Source organism: Cohnella rhizosphaerae, assembly GCF_029525575.1.
Taxonomy (GTDB): Bacteria; Bacillota; Bacilli; order Paenibacillales; family Paenibacillaceae; genus Cohnella; species Cohnella rhizosphaerae.
The window spans coordinates 678,637-699,440 of the sequence record NZ_JAPDIA010000003.1; the positions used below are offsets into that span (position 1 = coordinate 678,637).

General features: G+C 62.8%; 11 protein-coding genes and 2 pseudogenes. 12 read left to right on the forward strand and 1 reads right to left on the reverse strand.

Annotated features, from left to right (window positions below; all coding sequences use genetic code 11):
- The first annotated feature begins 12 nt into the window (after positions 1-12).
- Complete coding sequence (locus OMP40_RS08775; RefSeq protein WP_277533060.1) at positions 13-1,929, forward strand: alpha-mannosidase; 1,917 nt, start codon at positions 13-15, stop codon at positions 1,927-1,929.
- Here OMP40_RS08775 and OMP40_RS08780 read toward each other — a convergent pair.
- On the reverse strand, positions 1,926-2,483 hold the full coding sequence (locus tag OMP40_RS08780; RefSeq protein ID WP_277530742.1) for a hypothetical protein: 558 nt from the start codon (positions 2,481-2,483) through the stop codon (positions 1,926-1,928). The genes OMP40_RS08775 and OMP40_RS08780 overlap by 4 nt on opposite strands.
- A gap of 186 nt (positions 2,484-2,669) precedes the next feature.
- Between OMP40_RS08780 and OMP40_RS08785 the strand changes: the two genes are divergently transcribed.
- From OMP40_RS08785 to smpB, 11 genes and pseudogenes are all read left to right on the forward strand, one after another.
- Positions 2,670-3,995 (forward strand): glycoside hydrolase family 125 protein, encoded by a 1,326-nt coding sequence (locus tag OMP40_RS08785; protein ID WP_277530743.1) that lies wholly within the window; start codon positions 2,670-2,672, stop codon positions 3,993-3,995.
- Positions 3,988-7,126 (forward strand): annotated as a pseudogene (locus tag OMP40_RS08790) (beta-galactosidase). Before OMP40_RS08785 ends, OMP40_RS08790 begins: the two are co-directional and overlap by 8 nt.
- Before the next feature lie 25 nt (positions 7,127-7,151).
- A pseudogene (locus tag OMP40_RS08795) lies at positions 7,152-9,996 on the forward strand (alpha-mannosidase).
- 458 nt (positions 9,997-10,454) lie between these two features.
- A complete protein-coding gene (locus tag OMP40_RS08800) occupies positions 10,455-11,225 on the forward strand; it encodes a sugar phosphate isomerase/epimerase family protein (RefSeq protein ID WP_277530744.1) in 771 nt (256 codons plus the stop codon).
- Between the two features lie 175 nt (positions 11,226-11,400).
- Positions 11,401-13,005, forward strand: a complete 1,605-nt coding sequence (locus OMP40_RS08805) for a catalase (protein WP_277530745.1) — start codon at positions 11,401-11,403, stop codon at positions 13,003-13,005.
- A 220-nt stretch (positions 13,006-13,225) separates the two neighbouring features.
- Positions 13,226-14,107: a stalk domain-containing protein gene (locus tag OMP40_RS08810; protein WP_277530746.1), complete on the forward strand. Its 882-nt coding sequence runs from the start codon at positions 13,226-13,228 to the stop codon at positions 14,105-14,107.
- Between the two features lie 64 nt (positions 14,108-14,171).
- The gene (locus OMP40_RS08815; protein WP_277533061.1) at positions 14,172-14,540 is read left to right on the forward strand and encodes a BclA C-terminal domain-containing protein; all 369 of its coding nucleotides are present in this window, start codon (positions 14,172-14,174) and stop codon (positions 14,538-14,540) included.
- 109 nt (positions 14,541-14,649) lie between these two features.
- On the forward strand, positions 14,650-14,886 hold the full coding sequence (gene secG, locus OMP40_RS08820) for a preprotein translocase subunit SecG (protein WP_277530748.1): 237 nt from the start codon (positions 14,650-14,652) through the stop codon (positions 14,884-14,886).
- A 193-nt stretch (positions 14,887-15,079) separates the two neighbouring features.
- A complete protein-coding gene (gene rnr, locus OMP40_RS08825; protein ID WP_277530750.1) occupies positions 15,080-18,208 on the forward strand; it encodes a ribonuclease R in 3,129 nt (1,042 codons plus the stop codon).
- 501 nt (positions 18,209-18,709) lie between these two features.
- The gene (pyrB, locus tag OMP40_RS08830) at positions 18,710-19,645 is read left to right on the forward strand and encodes an aspartate carbamoyltransferase (RefSeq protein WP_277533063.1); all 936 of its coding nucleotides are present in this window, start codon (positions 18,710-18,712) and stop codon (positions 19,643-19,645) included.
- Positions 19,646-20,211: 566 nt separating this feature from the next.
- Positions 20,212-20,697 (forward strand): SsrA-binding protein SmpB, encoded by a 486-nt coding sequence (gene smpB / locus OMP40_RS08835; RefSeq protein WP_277530751.1) that lies wholly within the window; start codon positions 20,212-20,214, stop codon positions 20,695-20,697.
- The last annotated feature ends 107 nt before the right edge of the window (positions 20,698-20,804 follow it).

Consider the following 20,804-nt stretch of genomic DNA (forward strand, 5'->3'; position numbering starts at 1 on the left):
CGCGCGGACCTGATGGTCGGCCAGCCGGCGAGCAAGCACAGCACGGCCGCGGACTTTTTCGCTGGCGCGGAGGCGCGACGAGGCGAGCTGCCGGAATGGCGTGGCGACCTGTATCTGGAGCTGCACCGGGGAACGTACACGACGCATGGCCGCAACAAGCGCAGCAACCGCAAAGCCGAGGTGCTGTACCGCGAAGCCGAGCTTTGGCATGCGCTCGCGCTGACTCAGCTGGAAGCGGGACTGGATGCACGACTGCGCAGCGAGCTGCATGACGGCTGGAAGCTGATCCTGCTCAACCAGTTTCACGACATCATCCCGGGGTCGGCGATTACCGAAGCGTATGTCACCTCCGAGAAGGAATACGGGACGATCTTCGAAAAGGGACGCGAGAGCCTGGGCGCGATCCTGCTGGCGCTCGCCGGCGGAATCGATACGGCGGCCGGCGAGGGCGTGCCGTACGTCGTCTTTAACGGGCTCGGCTGGGCGCGGGACGTGCAGGTGGAGCTTGCGGCGCAAGGGATGTCCTCCGCGGGCGGACTCGCCGCTTATGACGGAGAGGGAGTTCGGCTCGCCGCCGACGCCGTCGGCGAAGAGCGGCTGGCCGTGCGCGTGCCGGCGGTGCCGGCGTTCGGGTACAAGACGATCTGGCTGCGCGAGCGCGCCTGGGCAAAGGACGTTGGTGTTGCGGTTTCGCGGGCACTGCCCGCTGGCGAGGGATCGAATGCGGGCGCAGGTGTGAATGCGGGTGCAGGCGTGAGCTCGGGCGCAAGACCGAATGAAGGCGAAGGACCGAATGAAGGCGCAGGACCGAATGAAGGCGAAGGCTCGAATGCGGGCGAAGGCTCGATTATGGGGGCTGCCGCGACGGAAGTCGGGCAGCCGCTCGGCGACAGCTGGGAGACGGGCGCCTACCGCGTCCGCTTTAATGCGCGGGGCGAGATCGTCAGCCTGCTGGACAAGGCGGCCGGACGGGAGATCGTCAAGAACGGAGAGGCCGCGAACCGCTTCGGCTTCTACCACGACCGTCCGACGCTGTGGGACGCCTGGGACATCGACGAGCGCTACGAGCTTCAGCCGGCCGGCGAGGCCGAGCTGCTGGAGAAGCGCGTCGCGCTGCAGGGCGAGACGATGGACGTGCTGCGCTTCCGCTGGCGGCTCCATCAGTCGGAGATCAGCCAGGACGTCGTGTTCTACCACGGCGACCGGCGCATCGACTTTCGTACCCGCGTCGTCTGGAACGAATCGCACAAGCTGCTGAAGGTCGGCTTCCCGATCGACGTCGTGGCGAGCAAGGCCACGTACGAGATTCCGTACGGGGCGCTCGAGCGTCCGACGCATCGCAACACGAGCTGGGAGCAGGCGCAATACGAAGTGTGCGGCCACCGCTTCGTCGACGTGTCGGAGCACGGCTACGGCGTCAGCCTGCTGAACGATTGCAAATACGGCTACGACGTCCAGGGCACGACGATTCGCCTGTCGTTGCTCCGAGCGCCGAAGTGGCCGGACGCCACCGCGGATCTGGGCGAGCATGAATTCACCTATTCGCTCTATCCGCACGAAGGCGATTGGCGGACCGCGCACACGCTGCGCCGGGCCGCGGAGCTGAACGCCGGGGACGTCGTCCTGGCGTCGGCTGACCGCGGGAGCGGCTCGCTCCCGGCGACCGGCACGCTGCTGCCGTTCGAGAGCGAGCATGTCGTGCTCGACGCGGTCAAGCCCGCCGAGGACGGCGACGGCATCGTGCTGCGACTGTACGAATCGTCCGGCGGCCGCGGCCGCGCCGCGCTGAGCTGGCCTCGGCCGTTCGCGCGCGCCGTGCTCTCCGACGCGCTTGAAGCGAACGGAGCGGCGCTTGGGGCCGCGGATGGCCGGATCGAGCTCGCGTTTGCGCCGTTTGAGATTAAGACCGTTAAGCTTTTAGATCGCTAAGTTACCCTGCGGAACCGGCCGTCCGCGGCGGAATAGCGAAGCGCCAGCGTCTTATCCCGGCGGAAACGGCGGTATGTGGCGGAATAGCGATGCACCAGCGTCTTATCCCGGCGGAACCGGCGGTATGTGGCGGAATAGCGAAGCGCCAGCGTCTTATTCCGTCGGAACCGACGGTTCGTAACGGAATAGCGAAGCGCCAGCGTCTTATCTCGGCGGAACCGGCGGTATGTGGCGGAATAGCGAAGCGCCAGCGTCTTATCTCGGCGTAACCGGCGGTACGCGGCGGAATAGCGAAGCGCCAGCGTCTTATCTCGGCGGAACCGGCGACGCGCGGCGGAATAGCGAAGCGCCAGCGTCTTATCTCGGCGGAACCGGCGGCGCGCGGCGGAATAGCGAAGCGCCAGCGTCTTATCCCGGCGGAAACGGCGGCGCGCGGCGGAATAGCGAAGCGCCAGCGTCTTATCCCGGCGGAACCGGCGGTATGCGGCGGAATAGCGAAGCGCCAGCGTCTTATTCCGGCGGAACCGGCGGTACGCGGCGGAATAGCGATGCACCAGCGTCTTATCTCGGCGGAACCGGCCGTCCGCAGCGGAATAGCGAAGCGCCAGCGTCTTATCTCGGCGGAACCGGCGGTATGCGGCTGAATAGCGGAGCGCCAGCGTCTTATCCCGGATTGTAGATCGCTAAATCATCCTTTATTTTAGCTCGTTAAATCAAACAGAAGCGGGGGCCTGCCTGCCATGGAACAATTCAGATTGCCACAAATCGCGATGCCGAAGCTGACGCTGCCGGCGGCCGTGCGGGACGTGCTGGCGGAAGCCGAGCAGCGGCTCGCGCACCGTCCGAAGCTGCTCCGGCTTTTCAAAAATTGCTTCCCGAACACCCTCGAGACGACGACCAAGCTGCTCGAAGACGGCACGACGTTCGTCATCACCGGCGACATACCGGCCTCCTGGCTGCGGGATTCCGTCGAGCAGGTCGTCCATTACGTGCCGCTGGCCAAGGACGACGCCGATCTGCAGCGCATCATCGCGGGCCTCATCCGCCGCCACATTGCCTACATTCAGATCGATCCGTACGCGAACGCGTTTAACGAATCGGCCAACGACTGGCACTGGAATACGACCGACGTCACCGAGATGTCGCCATGGGTATGGGAGCGCAAGTTCGAGATCGACTCGCTGTGCTTTTCGATGCGCCTGGCGTACCTGTACTGGAAGGAAACGGGACGCGCGGACGTGTTCGACGCAGGCTTCAAGCAGGCGATGCGTCTCATCGTCGACCTGTTCAAGACCGAGCAGCGTCACTTCGAGCTGTCGCCGTACCGCTTCACGCGCAACAACGGCATCCCGACGGATTCCCTGCGCAACAACGGGCTGGGCATGCCGGTCAACTATACGGGTATGGTCTGGTCCGGCTTCCGCTCGAGCGACGACGCCTGCGATTTCCACTACAACATCCCGGGCAACATGTTCGCGGTCGTGGCGCTCCGCCATATGCAGGAGTTCGCCGAGTGGGTGTTCCGCGATATGGCGCTGCTGGCCGAACTGAAGGCGCTCGAGGCCGACATCGATCACGGCATTCAACTGTACGGCATCTACCGCCACCCCGAGTTCGGGCCGATCTACGCGTACGAGACGGACGGCTATGGCAACTACTGCCTGATGGACGACGCGGGCACGCCGGGTCTGATGTCCATCCCTTACCTCGGCTACGTGTCGGCGGACGATCCGATCTACCGGAACACGCGCCGCTTCGCGCTGAGCAAGGAGAACCCGTTCTACTACGAGGGCAAAGTCGCGCGCGGCATCGGCAGCCCGCATACCCCGCCGGATTACATCTGGCATATGGCGCTGTCCATGCAGGGCATCACGGCGTCGACCGCCGAGGAGAAGCTGGCGATGATCGCGATGCTCGAGGCGACGGACGGGGACACCGGGTTCATGCACGAGGGCTTCCATGCCGACGATCCGGCCGTGTTCACGCGCAAGTGGTTCGCCTGGTCCAACAGCCTGTTCTCGCAGCTCGTCTACCGCGCGATGAAGGATGGATTGCTCGATGGATGATACGTTGAAAATCATCGTTTTTTACGACCCGTCATTTCCGGGCGCACCGGCGCTGTCGGAGGAGGAGGCGCGGCTGATCGGCGAGGTGGCGAATGCGGAGGAACTCGGCGAGCGCCTGCGCGGCGCGGCCGGCGGCTGTTTTGTTTCGCTGCACGCGCCGTATTTCCCCGTCGGCGCATGGGAAGACATCCTCGCGTACCTGAAACGCGGGGGGCGGGCTGCTCAGCGCGGGCGGCGCGCCGTTCCGCAAGCCGGTTCGCCGCGAGCGCGGCGCCTGGCATGTCGAAGCCGAGCAGACGGCTTATCATCGCCGGCTTCGCATTCACGAGATGCTGCGGGTGTCCGCCGAGCCCGTGGCGCGGCATGCTTCGCATGCCGATATCCCGCTGTTCGCGGGACAGGAGGCGCTGCTCGACGTTGCCGATACGTGGAACCTCGTGCCGCACGTGACGAAGTCGAGCGACCTGCCGCATCAGATGGGCTCGGCAGGCCCGATGGACGCGCACGTGTACGCGCTGCTCAAGGGCATGTCGGCCGACGGACGCGAGCGGTCCGCGCCGGTCGTCCTGTGGGAGAACACCAAGGGCGACTTCGCCGGCGGCCGCTGGCTGTTCGTGAACCAGCCGCTTGGCGACGCCTTCGCGGCGCGCGGCGGCTGGGCGGCCCTCGCAGGCTGGGCTCGGTTCTGCGCGCGCGGCGTGACCGAGCTGTGGCTGAAGCCAAGCTATGCGGTTTATGAAGCGCACGAACGTCCGCTGCTGAGGCTGCAGGCGCAGGCCCTCGGACGCGGCGGCGCGGCGGCTGACGGCCTTAAGCAGAAATGGACGTTCGACCTGCGGGTCGAACGCGAGACGAAGGACCAAGACGGCACCGAAGAGCCGTTCCGTCTGACGCTTAGCGAGAAGGTGGGCCGGGAGCTGGACGTATGGCGGATCCCGGTGCCGTTGGACGTCCAAAGCGGCTTCTACCGGGCGTCCTGCCGGGCCGAATCGGATAACGGCGAAGTCCGCTATCTCCGCCAGGGCTTCTGGGGCGCGGATCCGGCCCTGCTGGCCGAAGGCGCGCCGATCCGTGCGGGACGCGACTACTTCGAGCAGGACGGGCGTCCGCTGCCGATCGTCGGCATGACGTACATGACGAGCGACGTCGCGCGCAAGTTCCTGTTCCTCCCGAACGTATCGGTCTGGGACCGCGACATGGCGCAGATGCGCCGCGCCGGCATCAACTGGATCCGCACGGGCATCTGGACGGCGTACCGCAACATCATGCAGGTCGACGGCCATGTCTCGGAGGACGCGCTGCGCGCGATCGACGCGTTTTTGCTGACCGCCAAGAAGCACGGATTGCAAGTGACGTTCACCTTTTTCTCGTTCACGCCGGAGACGTGGGAGGGCGTGAACCCGTACCTGGATCCGCGCAGCGTGGAAGCGCAGAAGCGGTTCATCCGCTCGATCGTCGGCCGCCACCGGGAGACGAAGCACGTCGACTGGGATCTGATCAACGAGCCGTCGATGTTCGATCCGGTCCGCATCTTCTCCGACGGTCCGCGTTCGAGCCGCGATCCGTTCGAGCGGGCGGCATTCGCCGAGTGGCTGGAGCGGCGGCACGGCACGATCGACCGGCTGCGCGAGCGCTGGAGCATGACGCCGGGCGAGCTGCCGGACTTCGCGTCGGCCGCGATCCCGGAGCCCGAGCAGATCAACTTCGACGTACAGGACATGCACAGCGGGAAAAAGGGAACGCGCTGGCTCGACTATGCGCTGTTCTCGATGGATATGCACAATCGGTGGGCGCGGGAGCTCGTGGCGACGATCAAGGACCTGTGTCCGGACCATCTCGCGACCGTAGGCCAGGATGAAGCGCTTGGCGCGCAGCGGCCCTCCCCGTTTTTCTACGGAGAAGAAGTGGATTACACGACGGTGCATTCCTGGTGGCTGAACGACCAGCTGCTGTGGGACGGCGTCTTCGCCAAGACCGCGGACAAGCCGAACGTCGTGCAGGAGACCGGCATCATGTACGTGGAAACGCCGGAGGGCCTGGCGAAGCGTTCCGAACAGGAGCTGAAGTCGCTGCTGGAGCGCAAGTATGCCTATGCCTTCGCGGCGGGCGGCGCAGGCGCCATTCACTGGATCTGGAATACGAACTTTTATATGGACAACGCGAACGAATCCCATATCGGCGCGCTGCGCGCGGACGGCACGGAGAAGCCGGAGGCGGATGTGTCGTACGATTTCGGCGCGTTCATCGAAGCTTCGCGCGACCTGTTCAAAGGCCGCGCGCTCGAGGACGTGGCGGTCGTCTTCCCGTACACGAACGACCTGTCCAACCGCAAGCTGGCCTTCGACGCTACGACAAAGCTGACCCGCGTGCTGTCCTATGAACTGAACGTGCCGTTCCGCGGCGTGTCCGAATACGATCTGAAGCCGCTGCTGGAGGAGCCGGCCAAGCTCATCGTGCTTCCTTCCGCCCACAACGTGGACGACGCTGCGTTTGCGCAGCTGCTTGACATCGTCGGCCGGACGGGCGCGACGCTGCTCGTCACCGGTCCCGCGGGCCTCGACGCGTACTGGCGGCACACGAACCGTCTCGCGGAGACGCTGGGCGCGCGCAAGCCAGCCAACGTCGTTCGCGAAGAGCGGCTCGCCGTCGGCGGCAAACGCTACCCGGTCAGCTACGGCAGCCGGCGCATCGCGCAGGTCGCCAAGGAAGTGCCGGCCGACGCCGCCGACTCGGGAGCGGACGTCATGGTCGACGTGTTTTACGGAATGGGCCGCATCCTGTGGTGCCCGCTGCCGGTCGAGCTGAACGACCGCGTCGAGCCGATCGCGGCGCTGTATGAGCACGCGCTGGAGACGGCAGGCTATAAGCCTGCGCTCGAGTGGCTGGAGGGCGGCGGCCTGCCGGGCGTTTACGGGCGCAAGCTTTCGTTTGCGGATGGCGCGTTGTACGTATTCGTCTCGGAGTATGCCTACGATACGCCGGTCAGGGTGAAGGACGCTGCGAGCGGAGCGACGTATTCGTTCCTGCTGGAACGAGAACGCTCGGTCCTGTTCGCCGTCGACCGGGAGGGCCGCCTGACGGCCGTCTACCGTCCGGGCGAGACGACGGTTCAAACGGATGTCGGCGCTTAAGCGTCCGGGAGAGGAGAGAATCATTTTGGAGCATAAAAGAACCGCCCATATCATCTCGCACACCCACTGGGACCGCGAATGGTATTTACCCTATGAAAAGCATCACGTCCGCCTGATCCGCCTGATGGACACGTTGATGGACACGCTGGAGCGGGACGGGGAGTACCGCAGCTTTTTCCTCGACGGCCAGACGATCATTCTCGAGGATTACCTTCAGGTGCGTCCGGAGCGCCGGGAGCGGCTGGAACGGCTGATTCGGGAAGGCCGAATTCATATCGGACCTTGGTACATTTTGCAGGACGCGTTCCTCACGAGCGGGGGAAGCCAATCTGCGCAACCTGCTCATCGGGCACCGCGACGCCGCGCGGTACGGGACGATCTCGAAGGTCGGCTACTTCCCCGACACGTTCGGCAACATCGGCCAGGCGCCGCAGATCATGAAGCAGGCGGGCATCGACAACGCCGTGTTCGGACGCGGCGTGAAGCCGACCGGGTTCAACAACACGGTGGCCGATTCGGAGTACGAGTCGTCGTTTTCCGAGCTGATCTGGGAAGGTCCGGACGGTTCGCGCGTGCTCGGCATCCTGTTCGCCAACTGGTACAGCAACGGCAACGAAGTGCCGGTCGACGCGGCCGAAGCCAAGGATTACTGGGACCGCAAGCTGGCGGACGCGGAGCGCTATGCGTCGACCGGCCAACTGCTCTATATGAACGGTTGCGACCACCAGCCGATCCAGACCGATCTGCCGGAGGCGATCCGTGTCGCTCGCGGGTTGTATCCGGACACCGACTTCGTGCATTCCAGCTTCGAGGACTATCTGGCTTCGGTCCGGCAGTCGCTCGGCGACAACCTGTCCGTCGTCAAGGGCGAGCTGCGCAGCCAGCGCACCGACGGCTGGTCGACGCTCGTGAACACGGCCTCCGCGCGCGTGTATCTCAAGCAGATGAACCAGCGCGGACAAGCGCTGCTGGAGCGCGTGGCCGAGCCGCTGGCGGCGATCGCCCACGGCGTGGGCGAAGCTTACCCGCATCACCTGCTGACCTACGCCTGGAAGACGCTCATGCAAAATCATCCGCACGACAGCATCTGCGGCTGCAGCGTCGACGAGGTTCATCGCGAGATGGTGACCCGGTTCGAGAAAAGCCGGCACGTCGCCGAAACGATCGTCGACGACAGCAAGCGGGCCGCGGCTGATGCGGTGGATACGTCGGCTTTCGCCCGCTACGGCGCGGACACGCTGCCGCTCGTAGCGTTCAACACGACGGGCTGGCCGCGCACGGGCACGGTGGAGATCGAGCTTGACGTCGAGCGCATCTACTACCGCGACGGCGTGCCGCCCGAGGAGATGAAGCACCGCATGAAGGCGCTGGATATCGGCGGGCGCGTATTGGTGGATGCCGAGGGCTTGGCCGTAGCTTGCCGGGTTGAAGATCTTGGTCTGCAGTTCGGCTACGACCTGCCGGACGACAAGTTCCGCCAGCCGTACTGGACGCGGCGCGTAAGGCTGACGTTCGAGGCGGCGGGCGTGCCGGCGCTCGGGTGGAAGGCTTACGCATGGGTGAAGGCTGCCGTCTGGGAGAATGCAGGCGAGGCTGTTAGGGGAGAAGCCGATGCTGGAGAAGCAGTTGCTGATGAATCATATGCTGGTAAAGCAGTCGCCGGAGAAGCCGCAGCGTCTTCGCCTGCTTCGCTCGTCGGCGGCGAGCGCACGCTCGAAAACGAGCGCCTGCGCGTCGAAGTCGCTGACGACGGCACGCTGGCGGTGACGGACAAGCGGACCGGCCGCACCTATCGCGATCTGCTCGTCTACGAGGACACGGGCGATATCGGCAACGAGTACATGTACCGTCAACCGGACGGCGAGACGGCGCTGACGACGCGCGGTCTTGCGGCCGACATTCGGGTTGTGGAGGACGAGGCGCATCGCGCCGCCATCGAGATCGTGCACCGCTGGGCCGTGCCGGCTTCTGCCGACGCGCTGTTCGAGGAAGAGAAGCGGGAAGCCGTCTACTTCCCGGAACGCAAGGCGCAGCGCACGGCCGAGACGGTGCCGTTGGAGATCCGGACCGTCGTCAGCCTGGAGCGCTCGGGCCGCGGCGTCGGCATCCGCGCGACGATCGACAACCGCGCCAAGGACCACCGCGTGCGCGCGCTGTTCCCGACGGATATTCAGGCGACGACGCATCTGGCGGACGCGATCTTCGAGATCGCGCGCCGGGATACCGAGCCTGCCGCCGAATGGCGCAATCCGAGCAACGCCCAGCATCAGCAGGCGTTCGTGGACGTCGCGGACGGCAAGGCCTTCGGCTTCGCCGTGGCGAACCTCGGCCTGAACGAGTACGAGGTGCTCCGCGACGGCCGCGGCACGATCGCGGTGACGCTGCTCCGGGCGGTCGCCGAGCTGGGCGACTGGGGCGTCTTCCCGACGCCGGAAGCGCAGTGCCTGGGCGTGCATACGGCCGAGCTGCTGCTCGTGCCGCATGGCGGCGACGGGGCGACCGACGGCGCCTATGCCGAGGCTTACCAGTTCCAAGCGCCTTGGACGCTGGCGCAGACCGGCGTGCACGAGGGCGCGCTGGCTGCCGTCGGGCAATTGCTGAGCTGGGAAGGCGAGGGCGTCGCCTTCTCCTCCGCGGCCATCGGCGAGGAGAGCGGGGACCTCATGGTCCGCTGGTTCAACATGCGGCCGGAAGCGTCCGAGTTGCGCGTAGCGGCAACGGCCGAGGCGTTCTACGAGAGCGACGTGCTCGAGCGGCGGGGGGATGAAGTCGCCCCGGCGGCGGACGGCGAAGCGCTCGTTCGCCGGCTGGGTGCCTGCGAGATTTTCACGCTGGGCATCCGGGGCGGGACGTTCGCGAGCGCGAAGTAGTCTCAATCAGAGCCGCTTCGGCCGTTCGGCTGGCCTGAGCCGCGCAAGTAGTCTCCGTCAGAGCTACATTATCGAGCCAACCGCTCGGGATTCGCCAAGAAGTCTCGACTGGAACCACCTCGGTAGGTAGGCTGGGCTGAGCTGCGCAAGTAGTCTCCGTCAGAGCTACATTATCGAGCCAGCCGAGTTTCCGATATCCGCCACCTAAAAAGGACCGTCAGGGAACTGGATTTTCCCTGACGGTTTACTTATATTTGACTAGGACATACAGCCTTTGTTAAAGATACCGAGGGCGCAACGCCGTCGCCGCCCGCGCGCGAAGGGTCCAAATGCCATATAAAATGAGCAAATAACGGTCTCGTAAGCGCTCCCGCCCAGCGCCTATAATGGAGAAGGACCAAAAGGCGATCGGCGTCCATGGCGCTGCATCTTATAATCCGAATATGGAGGAATGAATCATGAGCAAGCCGCAAGTGGGCATCCAGCTTTACTCCGTACGCGACCGCAGCGAGAAGGACTTCCTCGGCACGATCCGCGAGATCGCCGAGATCGGATACAAGAACGTTGAATTGGCGGGCACCTACGGCGTCTCCGCCGCCGACCTGAAGAAGGCGCTGGCCGATGCGGGCCTGAACGTCAATTCGGCGCACGTGGGCCTGAACGTGCAGGATCCGGACAAGTTCGAATCCGACCTGAACGAGAAGGTCGCTTATTACAAGGAGCTCGGCGTCAAGCGCTTCGTCGTGCCGCATTATCCGCTGGCCGACAATCCGTCGGTCGATGACGTGAACAAGTTCGCCGACACGCTGAAGCGCGCTTCCGCGATCGTACGCGCGGCCGGTCTCGAATTCGGCTACCACAACCATGCGTTCGAATTCAAGCCGGCCCAGGACGGCAAGCTGGTCATCGACCATCTGATGGAGCAGCTGTCGCCGGAAGAGCTCATCGCCGAGTTCGACCTCGGTTGGGTCAAGGTGGCAGGACAGGATCCGGCTGCGTTCATCGAGAAATACGCGGACCGTCTGCCGCTCGTGCATGCCAAGGACTTCAAGGAAGACGGCTCGGATGCCGGAATCGGCCATGGCATGGTCGATTGGGACTCCGCGCTGGCAGCCGCCGAGAAGGCAGGCGTCGAGTACGTGATTATCGAGCAGGAGCAGTACGAGGTGAGCTCGATCGAGAGCGCGAAGCAGAACTTTGCGTTTTTCAAGGACCGCGGCTGGGTCTAACAAGCATACCGCGATTCCATGACGAAAGCCCGGCCGACGGCCGGGCTTTTTGCCGCACGCGCCGTTCTTCACCTCTCCTTCATCCGGAATTCATGCCATCTTCATGCATATCCTGCCAGTCCAGGGATAGAGTAAGAATAGCGAGTTCATTCTTACTTATAGAGGTGACCATGGGATGGCGAACGAGACGAATCAGAACGGCGGACCACGGCAAGGCGCGGAAACGGATATGACGCTGACCAATCGCCAGGGACATCCGATCGCGGACAACCAGAATGTGCGTACGGTGGGCGGCAGAGGACCGACGACGCTGGAAAACTATCATTTTCTCGAAAAAATCACGCACTTCGACCGCGAACGCATCCCCGAGCGGGTCGTTCACGCGCGCGGCGCCGGGGCCCACGGCTACTTCGAGTCTTACGGCAAAGCGGGCGATGAGCCGGTCTCGAAGTATACGCGGGCGAAGCTGTTCCAGGAGGCGGGCAAGCGGACGCCGGTATTCGTACGCTTTTCGACCGTCGTGCACGGCGGGCACTCCCCGGAGACGCTGCGCGACCCGCGCGGCTTTGCGGTCAAGTTCTATACGGAGGACGGCAACTGGGATCTGGTCGGCAACAACCTGAAGATTTTTTTTATCCGAGATCCGCTGAAATTCCCCGACATGGTGCATGCGTTCAAGCCGGACCCGGTGACGAACGTCAACAACATGGAGCGCATGTTCGACTTTCTCTCGCTTACGCCCGAAGCTACGCATATGGTCACGTTTCTTTTCTCCCCCTGGGGGATCCCGGCGAACTACCGGCAAATGCAGGGCTCGGGCGTCAATACGTACAAGTGGGTCAACAAGGAGGGCGTCGGCGTACTTGTGAAGTATCATTGGGAGCCGCTTAAGCTGCCGATCCGCAACCTGACGCAGGCCGATGCCGACAAGATCATCAGCAAGAACTACAGTCACGCCACGCAGGACTTATATGAAGCGATCGAAAAGGGAGAGTATCCGGAGTGGGAGCTGCGGGTGCAGATCCTGAGCGACGACGAGCATCCCGAGCTCGACTTCGACCCGCTCGACCCGACCAAGCTGTGGCCGGAGGACGTAGCCCCGATGCTGCCCGTCGGCAAAATGGTGCTCGACCGCAATCCGGCCAACTACTTCGCGGAAGTGGAGCAGGCCGCTTTCGGTACGGGCGTGCTGGTGGACGGTCTCGACTTCTCGGACGACAAGCTGCTGCAAGGGCGCACGTTCTCCTACTCGGACACGCAGCGTCACCGCGTCGGCACGAACTATTTGCAACTGCCGATCAACGCGCCGAAGACGCATGTGGCGACCAACCAGCGAGATGGCCAGATGGCATACAACGTCGACGCGGCGCCCGGCCAGAGCCCGCACGTCAACTATGAGCCTTCCTCGCTCGGCGGGCTGAAGGAAGCGCCCAAGCCGGGCAAGGATCACGAGCCGGCCTACAATGCGAAGCTCGTGCGGCAGAAGATCGACCGGCCGAACGACTCTAAGCAAGCGGGAGAGACGTACCGGGCGTTCGAGGACTGGGAGCGCGACGAGCTGATCGCGAATCTGGTCGAGAACCTCGGCATCTGCAAAGCGGACATTCGCGAGCGGATGATCGGCTACTTCATGCAGGCGGATCCGGACTACGGGCGGCGCGTACGCGAGGGGCTGGAGGCGAACGATTTGCGGCGCGGAGATCCGGCTTCGGGGGCGGCCGCATCGGACGCGGGCGTCGAAGAGGCGAAGAAGCTGGGCGGAGAGACGGACGGATATTGATGGGAGGCAGGCGGGCAATGATCGGTTGCCGCAATAGTCGGCGATAGGGATTTGCCTTGCCGATCGCGAACAAAAAAAGCGGATCGTTCGATCGTTGAACGATCCGCTTTTTTTGCGCCGGAAATGATAGAAAAGTAGCTATAAATTAATGCCGAAGAATGGTAAATTAGGTCGAGAAAAGACTTATATCATGTGAATTTATGAACGAGGAGGGCATGTAATGAAAAGAAACTGGCGAAAATCGTTGGCGTCCATGGCGCTTGCGGCTTCGTTGCTCTTGCTGCCGGTTAGTCAGGCCGCGGCGCTGTCTTTAACGATCGACGGCAACGTTCAGAAACAGGACGTCGATCCGGTCATGGTCAACAATGTTGTTCTCGTGCCGATGAAGGGGACGTTGGACCGGCTTGGCGCAAAGCTGCAATGGTACGGATCGACCCAAACCGTAACTGCGGCGAAGGGCGACACGGTCGTAACGCTTAAAATTGCCGATCCTGTGGCTACCGTGAAAAACGGCTCGGAAGTGACGCAAATTAAGCTGGATCAACCGGCAGCTCTCATTAACAATAGGGTGATGGTACCGGTGCGTTTTCTTGTCGATCAATTCGGTGCCGATATTACTTGGGACAAGGCGAGCCAGACAGTCGTCGTCAAAACGACCGGCGCGCCTCAATCGACGCAGGGCGCAAAGGGCGATAAAGGCGACAAAGGGGATAAAGGAGACAAGGGCGATACAGGCGCGACGGGAGCAACGGGAGCAACGGGAGCGGCAGGCCCTGCCGGCGCAAAGGGCGACAAGGGCGATAAGGGCGAGAAAGGAGATAAGGGAGACAAGGGCGACACAGGCGCTATAGGACCTGCTGGCGCAACCGGACCGGAAGGACCGGCGGGCGCTAAGGGCGACAAAGGCGATACAGGCGCAATAGGACCGACAGGCCCTGCCGGCGCGACCGGGCCCCAAGGTCCGCAAGGAGAGAAGGGCGATACGGGGGGCAACAGGACCGACAGGCCCTGCCGGCGCGACCGGTCCTCAAGGTCCGCAGGGAGCAACGGGACCGGCAGGCCCCACTGGCGCGACCGGGCCTCAAGGTCCGCAGGGAGATAAAGGGGACCCCGGCAGCGCGCCGGCAGGCCTCATCAGAGGCATTTACGCTTATCATCTCGCGACCATAGCGAATGCTAGCGTTTTTGGCGGCGCCGATGTTCCTTTCTCGAATAACGGCCCCTTGTTCGGCGACGTCGTTCATATTGCGGGCATGACCACCTTCTCTGTTCCTAATGCAGGGATATACAAAATCAACTATAGTCTAAGCATCACGGCGGGAATCGGCTCCGCTATGGCCATAGCGGTTAACGGTGTCGTAGATCCGAGTACGGTTGTCAACGTTCTCGTCGCGACAGGAAATGTCAGCGGAGTCGCCTATCTAAACTTGGCGGCGGGAGACGTCATTACGTTACGCAACAATTCGATGGTACCTCTGACTCTAGGGCTCTCACCGGGCGTGGGCGCACAGTTGGTGATCGAGCAAGTCGCCTGATTGTAATGATGGTTGCTACGCGCCACGGGCTTGTGCTATTATGAAAATAACGTTTTATGCCTATTGAACCGATTCTCAGTGTTCCGGCATCACGGGGGGGGTGGAAGCAGTGGAAATCGCTTTGAAAATCGTACTGGTTATTTTCTCGCTCGGACTGATCGGCACCGTATTGTTGCAGCGCGGCAAGAGCGCGGGCCTGTCGGGCGCCATCTCCGGCGGTGCGGAGCACTTGTTCGGCAAGCAAAAGGCACGGGGATTGGATCTGTTCCTTCAACGCCTCACGATCGTTTTGGCAGTCGGATTTTTCGTTCTGTCCTTGGTCGTTGCTTACGTCGTTAAAGCGTAACGGCAATGTCGTTCAAGCGGGAAGCGGGGGGCTTCCCGCTTTTTTTGTATCGCGAATCCGAGTGGCGGGATTTACCAATATCGACTTTCCGTCCTAAAGCGTCCCGGTACCTTAACGATATTTGGTTCGGGACATCTTGCTGCGCTCCGATTGGCTCACCGCTAAATCGTGTATACTATTGGAAGATGAGGTGATGCCAGTGCCATCGTGGAGCGAGCAGGAGCTGCTCGAGATGATGAAGAATCCAGACTACAAGCCGCTCACGTACAAGGAGCTCGAAGAGCGCTTCGAAATTACGGACGCCGCCGAGTTCAAGGCGTTTCTGCGTCTGTTGACGGAGATGGAGGAAGCGGGGAAAATCATGCGTTCCCGTGCGCAGCGCTACGGCCTGCCCGAGCGGATGAATCTGCTGCGGGGCCGCCTGCAGGCGCACGCGAAGGGCTTCGCCTTCCTGCTGCCCGAGCAGGAGGGACATCCCGATCTCTATATTAACGCGAGCGATCTGAAGGGCGCGATGAACGGCGATATCGTACTCGCCCGCATCACGTCCAAGAATCACGACGGCAGCCGCATGGAAGGCGAAGTCGTGAAGATCGTCAGCCGCGCCGTCACTCAGGTCGTCGGCGTATTCGAGCACTACGAGAGCTATGGGCTCGTCATTCCGGACGACAAGCGGATCAACAAGGAGATTTACGTTCGTCCGGCGAATTTCAAAGGTGCGGTCAGCGGACAGAAGGTCGTGGCCGACATCGTGCATTATCCGGAGGGCAAGGCGGCCGCCGAAGGCGAGATCGTCGAGGTGCTCGGCCACAAGGACGATCCGGGCGTCGATATCCTCAGCATTATCCGCAAGCACGGGCTGCCGGAGAAGTTCCCGGACGAAGTGAACGCCGAGGCCGAAGCCGCGCCGGATTCGATCTCCGAGGAAGAGATCGTCGCCCAGGGCCGGCGCGATCTGCGGGGCAAGACGATCGTGACGATCGACGGCGAGGACGCCAAGGACTTGGACGACGCGGTGAACGTGGAGCGGCTGCCGAACGGCAACTATCTGCTCGGCGTACATATCGCGGACGTCAGCTATTATGTGAAGGACAAGTCCCGGCTGGACGAGGAAGCCTACAACCGCGGCTGCAGCGTTTACCTCGTCGACCGCGTTATTCCGATGCTGCCGCACCGGCTGTCGAACGGTATCTGCTCGCTGAATCCGAAGGTGGACCGCCTGACGATGTCCTGCGAGATGGAGTTCGAAGCCGGCACGATGAAGCGGGTACGCCACGATGTTTTCACAAGCGTCATCAAGACGACGGAGCGAATGACCTACACCAACGTCCGCAAGATTCTCGTCGATGAGGATCCGGAGCAGACGGAGCGGTATGCGCCGCTCGTGGAGACGTTCCGCACGATGCGCGAGTTGGCGTTGGCGCTGCGCGACAGCCGGATGCGCCGCGGCGCGATCGACTTCGACTTCGAGGAGTCGAAGGTCATCGTGGACGAGGAAGGCAAGCCGGTCGATATCGTCAAGCGCGAACGTTCGATCGCCGAGCAGATCATCGAGGAGTTCATGCTGGCGGCGAACGAGACGGTGGCGGAGCATTTCCACTGGCTGAAGGTGCCGTTCCTGTACCGGATTCACGAGGATCCGGACAGCGAGAAGCTGCTGACGTTCGTCCAGTTCGCTTCGAACCTCGGCTATACGGTGCGCGGCAAGGGCAACTCCGTGCATCCGCGCGCGCTGCAGGATCTGCTGGAGCAGATTCGCGATACCAAGGAAGAGAACGTCATCAGCACGATGATGCTGCGTTCGATGAAGCAAGCCAAATACGATTCGCAGAGCCTCGGACACTTCGGGCTCGCGGCCGAATTTTACACGCACTTCACGTCCCCGATCCGGCGTTATCCGGACCTGGTCATTCATCGCGTCATGCGCGAGGTGCTGGAGAACGGAGGGACCCTGCCGGAGGAACGCCTTGAGCAGTGGGCGGCGCGCATGCCGGACATCGCGCAGCAGTCGTCGGAGAGAGAGCGCGTGGCCGTCGACGCGGAACGCGACACGAGCAAGCTGAAAAAGGCTGAATACATGCTGGACAAAATCGGCGAAGAATACGACGGCATCATTAGCGGCGTGACCGGTTTCGGCATGTTCATCGTGCTCGACAATACGGTGGAGGGTCTGGTCCGTCTCGGCGAGATGAGCGACGACTACTACCACTTCGACGAGCGCCAGATGGCGCTGCTCGGCGAGCGCACGAGCAAGGTGTACCGATTGGGAGACGAAGTGCGGATCAGAGTGGGACGGGTGAACATGGACGATTATAACATCGACTTCGAAGTGGTCGGCATGAAGCCGCGCAGCGAGAGCAAAGGCGGGGGCTCCGGCCAGCGAAGCAATGGGGGACAGGGCGGCGCCGGCGGATTCGCGGGCGCGCGCAAGGGCAAGAAGCGCCGCGGCGGCGGGGAATCGCCGGCGGCGGAAGGCGGTCGCGGCGCGGCGCGCGGCGAAGGCGGCGGACGCCGGAGCGACGCGCGCGGGGGCGCCGGGCATGCGGCGCCGCCGTTCGTGGCCGCCGGCGCGAAGCCGGGCGGCGGCAAGCGCGGGCGCGGCGGGCGCGTTAGCGTCGGTGCAGGCGATGCCGATGCCGGCGTGGCCAGCGACGAGCGCGACGATTCGCCGATGCTGAGCGAACTCGGCGAGTTCGAGCAATCGGCGGTGCAGCTGCCGCAGCCGCAGCGGCGCGGCGCGGGGCTGGCAAGCGAGGAGCTGATCGGCTTTGGAAGCGATGCGGGAATGCCGCCGCGGCACGAACGCGACCGCGAGCCGGTCGACGTGAACCGCGATTCGCCGGACTATGTGCCGGCGCCGACGCAGAAGAGCAAGCGCGGTCCGAAGCTCGATATGTGGGGGCTTCCGTTCACGACGCGCAAGTACGCGAACGATGACGACGAGGAGCGCTTCTACGGCGAGAAGAGTCAGCTGCGCCGCGAGCGCAGCGCGCTCGGCCATGGCCGCAGCGGCGGCAACCGCTCCGGCGGCAGGCCGGGTCCGGGCGGCGGCGGTCGAGGCGGCCGCAGCGGCGGCAAGCCAGGCCCGGGCGGCCGGCCGCAGCAGGGCGCCGCGCAGGGCAAGGGCGGCGCGCAGCCGGGCGATGCCGGGCGCAGCGCGCGCGCCAAAGCCGCCGCGCAGACGGCGGCGGCATCGGCCACCGGTGGCGGCAAGAGCGCGCCGGAGGGCGCGCGTCCCGAAGGCGCCGCCAAGCCGCGCCGCCGGCGCAAGCCGAAGACGCCGGGCGCGAAGCCGCCGACGCCTTCGCCGGAGCAGCCATAAAGTGAAGACCCGCCGCAGCCGCGGCGGGCTTCTTTTTTAAGAGGGTAAACGATCTGCCCCAAGCCCCACACTACACCTGAAGTATGCACGTAGGTCGACACTTCACGGCCCAAACCCCGCATTACGCTTAAAGTATGCACGTAGGTTGACACTTCACTGCCCAAGCGTGGCTCTGCGCCTGAAGTGTGAACGTTGGTGGACACTTGACGGCCTAAGCCCCACACTGCGCCTAAAGTATGCACGTAGGTCGACACTTCGCGGCCCAAGCTCCGCTCTATAATCGCACACATTGCGGCTTTATCCCTGCTCTGCGCCAGAAGTAGGACATCGACCCTTTCCCTAAGCCCCGCTTGGGACATACCTGCCTGTCTATCAAAAAATTCGCTGCCTCATTCCATGCCCTTATCGGACAAATCCCATTAGACAATCCGGGGGCAATCCGCTAGGATAGATCATGGTAAACATGGGCGCGAGGCAGCGTCGACGGGAGGAACGAAAGTGATGGCAGTGCAGGACAAGCTGTATCATGTGCTAGGAGCCAAGCAGTTCTCGCGGAGCGAGCTGGAGGAGTTGTTCGCGGCGTCGCGGGCAATGGAGGATGTCGTACGCGCGGGAGGCGACAGACGGCATGCCGGGCGCATCATGACGACGCTGTTCTTCGAAGCGAGCACGCGGACGCGCCTGTCGTTCGAGTCGGCGATGAACCGGCTGGGCGGCAGCGTCATCGGGACGGAGAATGCAGCGCAGTTCTCGTCCGCCATCAAGGGCGAGACACTGGAGGATACGATCCGCATCATAACGGGGTACAGCGACCTCATCGTCATGCGTCACACGGAGATTGGAGCGGCAAAACGCGCGGCGGCGGTGTCCGGCGTACCGGTACTGAACGCGGGGGACGGGGCGGGCGAGCATCCGACGCAGGCGCTCCTGGACGCTTACACGATCCAGAAGGAATGCGGGGGCCTCGACGGTCTGAGCATCGCGATGGTCGGTGACCTGGCTTACGGACGGACGGTTCACTCGCTTAGCTACATTCTTGCTAATTTCAAGGACGTTAAGATCTACTACATTTCTCCGGAAAACGTACCGATCCCGCCTTCGGTCAAGCATTATATGGACGACAAGGGCGTGCGCTACGAGGAAACAACCGATTTGAACGCGGTCGCCGGCTCGGTCGACGTACTGTACCAGACGCGGATTCAGAAAGAGCGGTTTCCGTCTCCGGAGGAATACGACAAGGCCGCAGGCCAATATATCGTCGATGCCGAGCTCATGAGCCGTATGCGCAGAGATGCGATCGTACTCCATCCGCTCCCGCGGGCCGGCGAGATCGCCGAAGAAGTGGATGCGGATCCGCGGGCTGCGTATTTCCGCCAGGCGCAAAATGGTCTCTATATTCGTATGGCGCTCATCGACCGAGCGCTGCAAGCTGAATAAGAACGGATCGGCGCCGGAATCGTACGACCGGCGTCTTTTTTTTGACGAATCAAAAAGTCTAATTTACTGAGAAAACTTGGCTTCACTCGCTAGCCTTAAGAAAATATAGACGAGAAGGTAAGCGAGTTCAAATAAGAACACGTGCAGCCGCTCAATGCAAGTTGGGCAAAGGATGCCGGACCCAGGAGACGTAATTTCTTTAAAACCGGTTCAAATGACGATGGCTTCGGACTAGAGGGACGTTAATCATCCAGATCGCGGCTAAAAAAAGGCCGCTAACCTCGAAATAGCGGCGCCTGGGTCCGCGGACGGGTCGAAAATCGCGATTTGAACAAAAATAACGGCACCTCAGTCCGTCCGCGCCCAGCTGATGTTCAAACCCGAAGGCTGTAAGCTTTTTCCACATAGCGGGCACGCACCGTTTCTGATTTCCGAACCGCGGTTATCGTTTCGCACGATTAGGGTATTTTATGAGGAGTCACGCCGGCCGTACAGTTGTGAGCGGCTGGAAGCGCATGCTATAATGAGATTCCGATCAAAATGGAATCCGCGAGGTGAAGCAGCACATGGTGAAGAGCAAGGACCAGTTCGACAAGCCGCTCGCGCAGAACAGGAAGGCTTCGCATGACTACTTCATCGAGGATACGTTTGAAGCGGGCATGGTGTTGACCGGTACCGAGATTAAGTCGCTCCGAGGCGGCAGAGCCAATATGGGCGATGCGTTCGCTACGATCCGGAACGGCGAGATTTTCCTGCACAACATGCACATCAGTCCCTTCGAGCAGGGCAACCGTCACAACCCGACCGATCCGACCCGCACGCGCAAGCTGCTTATGCACAAGGCGCAGATTCGCAAGCTGATCGGCGCTTCCAAGCAAGAGGGCTACACGATCGTGCCGCTGAAGGTGTACACGCGCAACGGCTACGCCAAGTGCCTCCTCGGCCTGGGCAAAGGCAAAAAGAACTACGACAAGCGCGAATCCGCCGCCAAGAAGGATGCGGAGCGCGATATCCAGCGGGCTTTGCGGGAGAAGCAGAAGGTCGCCAGGTAAGGCGGCGCAAAAAGAGCTGAAGACGAGGAATACGGCTTGTGATTCAGCTGTTTTCAGTCGATCGGCCGCATCAGGCAGTCATCGCCATCCATCCCAGTAATGCCGTG

What these genes read in the sequence shown, in the direction of transcription:
- OMP40_RS08775 (WP_277533060.1), top strand. Translation starts at nt 13, where the DNA reads ATGGTCGGCCAGCCGGCGAGCAAGCACAGCACGGCCGCGGACTTTTTC.
- OMP40_RS08785 (WP_277530743.1), top strand. Translation starts at nt 2,670, where the DNA reads ATGGAACAATTCAGATTGCCACAAATCGCGATGCCGAAGCTGACGCTG.
- OMP40_RS08800 (WP_277530744.1), top strand. Translation starts at nt 10,455, where the DNA reads ATGAGCAAGCCGCAAGTGGGCATCCAGCTTTACTCCGTACGCGACCGC.
- OMP40_RS08805 (WP_277530745.1), top strand. Translation starts at nt 11,401, where the DNA reads ATGGCGAACGAGACGAATCAGAACGGCGGACCACGGCAAGGCGCGGAA.
- OMP40_RS08810 (WP_277530746.1), top strand. Translation starts at nt 13,226, where the DNA reads ATGAAAAGAAACTGGCGAAAATCGTTGGCGTCCATGGCGCTTGCGGCT.
- rnr (WP_277530750.1), top strand. Translation starts at nt 15,080, where the DNA reads ATGCCAGTGCCATCGTGGAGCGAGCAGGAGCTGCTCGAGATGATGAAG.
- pyrB (WP_277533063.1), top strand. Translation starts at nt 18,710, where the DNA reads ATGGCAGTGCAGGACAAGCTGTATCATGTGCTAGGAGCCAAGCAGTTC.
- smpB (WP_277530751.1), top strand. Translation starts at nt 20,212, where the DNA reads ATGGTGAAGAGCAAGGACCAGTTCGACAAGCCGCTCGCGCAGAACAGG.